8 protein-coding genes and 1 pseudogene are annotated in these 6,193 nt (G+C 38.9%); all 9 read right to left on the reverse strand.

The genetic code is table 11. The features are described 5' to 3' along the window. Positions 1-7: 7 nt before the first annotated feature. The gene (locus FJR73_RS09020) at positions 8-793 is read right to left on the reverse strand and encodes an RNA-binding protein (protein ID WP_140834556.1); all 786 of its coding nucleotides are present in this window, start codon (positions 791-793) and stop codon (positions 8-10) included. Continuing rightward, on the reverse strand, positions 790-1,053 hold the full coding sequence (locus tag FJR73_RS09025; RefSeq protein ID WP_140834558.1) for a YggT family protein: 264 nt from the start codon (positions 1,051-1,053) through the stop codon (positions 790-792). The genes FJR73_RS09020 and FJR73_RS09025 overlap by 4 nt, the downstream gene beginning before the upstream one ends. Further along, the gene (locus FJR73_RS09030; RefSeq protein WP_000053378.1) at positions 1,053-1,598 is read right to left on the reverse strand and encodes a cell division protein SepF; all 546 of its coding nucleotides are present in this window, start codon (positions 1,596-1,598) and stop codon (positions 1,053-1,055) included. The genes FJR73_RS09025 and FJR73_RS09030 overlap by 1 nt, the downstream gene beginning before the upstream one ends. A 9-nt stretch (positions 1,599-1,607) precedes the next feature. Continuing rightward, entirely contained in the window at positions 1,608-2,279 is a 672-nt protein-coding gene (locus FJR73_RS09035) for a YggS family pyridoxal phosphate-dependent enzyme (protein ID WP_140834559.1), read from the reverse strand. 4 nt (positions 2,280-2,283) lie between these two features. Further along, a complete protein-coding gene (ftsZ, locus tag FJR73_RS09040) occupies positions 2,284-3,543 on the reverse strand; it encodes a cell division protein FtsZ (RefSeq protein ID WP_140834560.1) in 1,260 nt (419 codons plus the stop codon). 17 nt (positions 3,544-3,560) lie between these two features. Further along, positions 3,561-4,934, reverse strand: coding sequence for a cell division protein FtsA (gene ftsA / locus FJR73_RS09045; RefSeq protein ID WP_049535035.1), 1,374 nt, complete (start codon positions 4,932-4,934; stop codon positions 3,561-3,563). Positions 4,935-5,153: 219 nt separating this feature from the next. Continuing rightward, complete coding sequence (locus FJR73_RS09050; protein ID WP_140834562.1) at positions 5,154-5,858, reverse strand: TIGR02206 family membrane protein; 705 nt, start codon at positions 5,856-5,858, stop codon at positions 5,154-5,156. 90 nt (positions 5,859-5,948) lie between these two features. Next, positions 5,949-6,065: pseudogene (locus FJR73_RS09055) on the reverse strand (NUDIX hydrolase); the annotation flags it as partial. 32 nt (positions 6,066-6,097) lie between these two features. Next, positions 6,098-6,193 (reverse strand): IS3 family transposase (locus FJR73_RS09060; protein WP_133162783.1); only part of this gene is annotated, 96 nt, incomplete at its 5' end.

Raw genomic sequence — 6,193 nt, forward strand, 5'->3', positions numbered from 1 at the left:
TTTTTCCTCACTTACTTAATAACAACTGGACTGTTATTTTTTTCTTCTCTTTTTTAGTTTGTCCCTTATCTTGAAGTAACCTCAAACGCCCAAATTTTCTCACACTAATCAAGTCTCCAACTTGAACAGTATAATCTGATTTGTCTACCATATGATAATTTACTTGGACAAGTTTCTTGTCAATCAACTGGTTTGCTTGATTTCTAGATAGTTTTAAAACATTTGATAAAAGAACATCTAATCTAAAACTAGACACGCATAAATCCAGCTCTCTATACTGTTCTAGCTTATCTATTTTCTCGGTGAAAGGACGTTCCTCCAGCGAAACGGGTATACGGCCAATTTTCTTTAATCCATCTTGAAAGAGAAGAAGAAACTGTTGATTAATCATAATCTGCGCCCGTTCTTCATCTACTAGGATATCTCCAAAAAGTTTCCGTTCAATCCCTAATTGATTGATGACTGTCCCTAAAATCTTAGCATGCGTTAAGTGTTCAAATTTATTGGAATATACAATTTCCTGGAGAGACATTTCAAAATCTGAAAACTCTGGCTGGAAATAATCTGGGTATAATAAAACTCGAACATACTCACTTGAGACGAATTCCCCACTACTGCTACAAGCAAGATCATAGGTTTTGGCTAAAATTTTTAATAGCTTCTCCTGATGAGGATTGATAAAAGGAGTTAAAAAAGGAGCATAGCTATCTTCTACCTTCTTTATCCATTCCATTCCCTTATCAAGAAAGGGGCGATCTTCTATAGAGAAATGCTGGTAAATCCCTTTATTCATCCCATCATCGCCAGAAAACGCACTAAGTTTTCCCCTAAAAACCGAACCAAAACAATCGCAACCCAAACAGATAAATCTAGACCTGCTATCTGTAAAGGCAGACGTTGCAAAGGAGCAAGCACTGGTTTTACCAATGCTACAATCCAACGACCTAAACTTGATTCGTAGGCACCTGGAAACCAAGACATGACAGCAAAGGCTACCAAAATCAGGGAGTAAATATCCACTGCATTATAAATCATACGAATTAAAAAAATCATTATCGTACTCTATTTCGTCTCATATCAAAATCAAACTCACCTTGTTGATCTTCATCTGGTAAACGGATATCTTCAACATTTACAATAACATTCACTGGTGTCAACAGGTACATGGTAGATGCTACCTTTTTCAAATTTCCAGCTAGAACATGGCAAGCACCATCCAGATAATCTAAACAACGACGAGCTTGCACCTCAGTCATATATTGAAAATCAATCAAAATACTTTCGTTTCCTGCTAATAAATCAACAATTTCTATCGCATCTTCATATTTTCTAGGGTAACGAACATCGATTGTTACTTTTTCAGTAGAATGTTGATTTTGCTTGGCTAACTCTTGTTGACGTGCATGCAGTCTAGTAATATTAGTTTCTTTTGTACTACTTGTGCTTGTGCGTGGTGTTGGATTCGTTGAGAGAGCCTTTTCCTGTGTAGAATTTACTGGAGTTAAAATGGGCTCATCTCGTTTTTCATTAGGGAGACTTAAATCCTCATCCTCCGTAAAATAATCTATAAATCTATCGAATCTATCTTTTAAAGACATGGTTCTCTCCTACTTAAAAAATGCTGTACCTATGCGAACAAAGGTGGAACCGAATTGAATCGCTTCTTTATAATCACGACTCATTCCCATACTTAACTCGGTCATAGGCATATTTGGAATTTGTTTTTCTTGGATTTCTCTTTGTAAATCTTGAGTCGCCTTGAAAATCTCTTTCAACTGTTCACTGCTAGCCTCAAATGGCGCCATTGTCATCAAACCAACATATTCAATCTTATCTAGTTTGGCTAACTCTGGCAAGACTTCCAATAATTCTTCTCTCGAAAAGCCGTGTTTACTTTCTTCTTTAGAAATATTTACTTGCAGGAAACACTTGATGACTCGGTCACTTCTTTTTTGAATTTCCTCTGCTAGCTTTACTGAATCCAAGGCATGAAAATAATCAACATATTGAATGACATCTTTCACCTTACGTCTTTGCAAGGTACCAATCAAATGCCAAGTCACATCTCGATCTTTTAAAGCTTGATATTTCTCTAGAAACTTATCTACACGATTTTCACCGATATGATGAACCCCTAGCGGAAGCAAGGCTTCCGCTGTCGGTACATCTACATACTTGGTAACTGCAATGACAGAGACTGAGCCACTCTTGCGATGAGCACTCAGACTAGCTTCTGCAATTTCTAGAAAAACACGTTCTGTATTTTCTTTTACATTCATTTACTTAACGATTTTTGAAAAATGGAGGTGTATCCAACTCATCTTCATCTTGCGAATTTGGAATTTCAAAGCGTTCTACCGGCGACACTACTGAATCCGTCGGACGAACGAGTGTCTCACGACGTAAATCCCAATCACCAAAAGCAGATGTTTGAGTTTGATCCGAACGACGTTGATTTTGTTTTGGCAATTCAACTGTTTCTGCCATATCAAAATGACGATCAAATCCATGTGAATGAGATGGTTTCACTGTTTCACGGTAGTTAGTAGTCGGTCTAGCTTGTGGAGTCACAACCTTTTCTACGCGGTCTTGACGAACACCCGTTGCAACAACTGTTACACGAATCTCATCACGCATACTTTCATCAATTGAAGTACCGAGCCAGATGTTTACTCCTTGTCCTGCTGCTTGGTTCACAATTTGTGAAGCCTCTTCTGCCTCAATCAAGGTTAAGTCAAGACCACCAGTTACGTTGACAATCACATCTTCTGCTCCATCAATTGTTGTTTCAAGAAGTGGAGAGTAAATTGCCTTACGTGCTGCTTCAACAACACGTTCTTCTCCACTACCGATACCAATACCCATAAGAGCATTCCCTTTATTTGCCATTACCGTTTTCACATCGGCAAAATCAAGGTTAATCAATCCTGGATTGGTAATCAAATCGGTAATTCCTTGAACACCTTGACGGAGAACGTTATCTGCTTCGCTAAGAGCTTCAAGAAGCGGTGTCTTCTTATCAACAATTTCAAGCAAGTTATTGTTTGAGATAATCAATAGAGTATCTACATGCTCACGAAGTTGATTGATTCCTTCTACAGCAAATTGTCCACGCTTGCTTCCTTCAAAACCAAACGGACGTGTTACAACACCAACTGTAAGAGCACCCAAATCTTTTGCAATACGAGCAATAACAGGGGCAGCTCCAGTTCCAGAGCCTCCTCCCATACCAGCAGTGATGAAGACCATATCCGCGCCACTGATAGCTTCCGTCAGTGTTTCTTCGCTTTCTTCAGCAGCCTTACGACCAACCTCAGGTTGACCTCCTGCACCCAAACCACGAGTCAATTTAGGTCCTAACTGAATAACAGTCTCAGCTTTTGTACTGCTCAAGGCTTGCACATCTGTATTTGCTGCGATAAATTCTACGCCTGTAACACCTTCGTCGACCATACGGTTGATGGCATTGCCACCACCTCCACCGACACCAATTACTTTAATCACTGCACCTTGGGCAGCAGCTGTATCAAATGAAAATGTCATAATTTATTTTTTCCTCTTTATTCGTCAAACATGCTTCCGATCAAGCCACGGAAACGATCTGCTAATTTCGGTTTATTTTGTGAAGTCTGTTGAAATTCTGCAACTTGTTCTGCAGGAGCTACAGGTTCTACTTCTGGAGTAGGAGCTGGTTGAACAGTAGTTGATTGAACAAACTGAGCTGTTTTCTGAATCATTCCCCCGAAACTGAGCGGTTGTTGGAATAATCCTTCATCACCCTTGACTGCTCGTTGAGCCAAGAGATGTACTTCTGTCAATTGTCCCGCAAATTCTGATAGACTAATCACATGCGCAAAGGCAGGATTACGAATTCCAACTTGGTTTGGAACATAGAGTTTCACACGAACACCAAAAACTTCTTGAGCAAGCTCCACAATACCCGGTAAAATAGCCGTTCCACCAATCAAAACAATGCCACCAGGAAGATCCAATAAATGTCTTCTGTCTAAGTCTTGTTTGATTTGTTCAAAAATATGCTTAATTCGTGCAGAAATAATCTCTGACAAGTAATTTTCTGTTACTTCAACAGGTTCTACTTCCCCAATCACTTCGACTTGGAATGTTTCTTTACTTGCGAGAGGAGGATAAGCCTCTCCATAGTTTAATTTCAAACCTTCGGCTAGTTTCTGTGATGTCTTCAAGACTTTAGAGATATCCTTAGTTACGTAATCTCCGCCTTCTTGGAGAATATTGGTGAACTGGAGTTCTTGGTTACGGATTGTAGCAACAGTTGTCTGTCCTGCTCCCATATCAATCACTGTAGCACCAAATTCACGTTCACCTTCATTCAAAATCGATTGAACCATTGCTAGTGGTGAAATAATAATATTTTCAACCTGAACACCTGCACGTTCAACTGTCTTACGTAGGTTATGTAAAATAGTGCGAGGACCTGTATAAAGTAAACCACGCATTTCAAGGCGAACCCCCATCATGCCACGTGGGTCACGAATTCCTTGAAAACCATCCACAATAAATTCCTCAGGAATGAATGTGATAACCTCACGATCAGGCGTCATACTCTTTGTCAAAGCTGATTTGACAACATTTTCGACATCTTGATCCATAATTTCCTTGGTATCAGATGTGACTGGAATCATTCCTTGAGTTGGTTCTACCTGTAAGAGATTAGCTGGTAAACCAACATTCACTGATTTAATTGAAATGCCTGCTTTTTCTTCCGCTTGGGAAATTGCTGATTTGATAGCAGTTGCTGCTGCATCAATATCAACAATAATTCCATCCTTTACACCTTTACTTTTGGCATTACTCACACCAATTACATTTAATTCACCATTTCTCTGCTCGGCTACAAGCACCTTGACAGAGCTTGTTCCAATATCTAGACCTGTAAAAAAGCCTTCTCTAGCCATTACATCGCATCCTCTCTATCTTCCAAGTTTCTAACTTCGTAATATTCAATAGCTAAACGTGGGCATAGCTATTCACAGAATATTATAACACAAAAAATCTCATCGTGCTCAGTTTTTTCCTAAATTTACTAGCCAATTTTTTTGTTTTTCTGTTCAGAAATTCATTCACTGTAAACTTTGTCAACAATCTGTCTATTGTACAAAAAAGAAAGCTCATTTCTAAGCTTTCTTTGCAATCATTTTTTCTGCTTCTTGTTCTAAAAATAGTTCCAAAATTTTCTTTGTCAAGGTAATCGCTCCCGACAAGGCCAGAGAAACGATTAAATAATTAGCCACTAAGCCGTGATCTCCAACCAATGGAGGTTTGGTCAAGAATCCGTAATCTCCACCTGTTACCAAATTGACCACAAAAATCAAGGCATTTAATGCAAAGGTCATGAGAAAAATTCTTTTCACATCTAGCATTCTCGCATCGTACTGTCTCAAGAGATAAACCAGTGAGTTCCCCAAGAGAGCTAAGTGCCCAAAGATAAAGGACAAAATGGCAATATGTGGGAAAGGATAGGGATCTGGCACTGGATAAACAAAGGCAGCTAATGTCCCAAATGTTCCTAGTAATGCAAAATACTGCCTATATTTAGACTGACCAGGAAGTAAGAGCACCACAAACATAGCCATACGGCAATGGTAGAAAGGTAAACTTTCTGACAGTGGCATATGGTTGACCCCATACCAACCATAAAGTAGGATCAACTGAACAGCCTGCAAGATTTGGAAAAATCGTTGGTAAGCCTTCTTTTCACGATAGCGATAGGCTGTATAAAAGGTCAAACCCAAGAGTGTAAATATACTGATATACCAAAAAAGATCAAACTTGGGTGGCTCTGTTGCTTGGGTCGTAAAGAAAATATCCCATAAATTCATCTAGTCTTCCTCATGATTCAAAATTTTCCTGCATTTTATTATACCATGCTACTTAAGAAAAATGAATTTAGAAATACGATAATCATCTTCTTAGTCAAGATATTGCTCCCTCTGACCTTGATAAACCTGCCAAAGAAGCTCTATTTGCTCCTTGGTAATGCGTTTTTCAGATAAGGCTGGCAGTTGGTCAATGGCAAAAAATTGAAGGTGTACTGACCCCAAAAAGTTAGACAATCAATTTATCCGAAGGATTTAGTTCTGTATTGCACAGGACTGAGTCCTTTTAGTTTTACCTTAATTCGTTTATTGTTGTAGTAATCAATATAGTCTACAAT

Source organism: Streptococcus sp. D2 (assembly GCF_006385825.1).
Taxonomy (GTDB): domain Bacteria; phylum Bacillota; class Bacilli; order Lactobacillales; family Streptococcaceae; genus Streptococcus; species Streptococcus shenyangsis.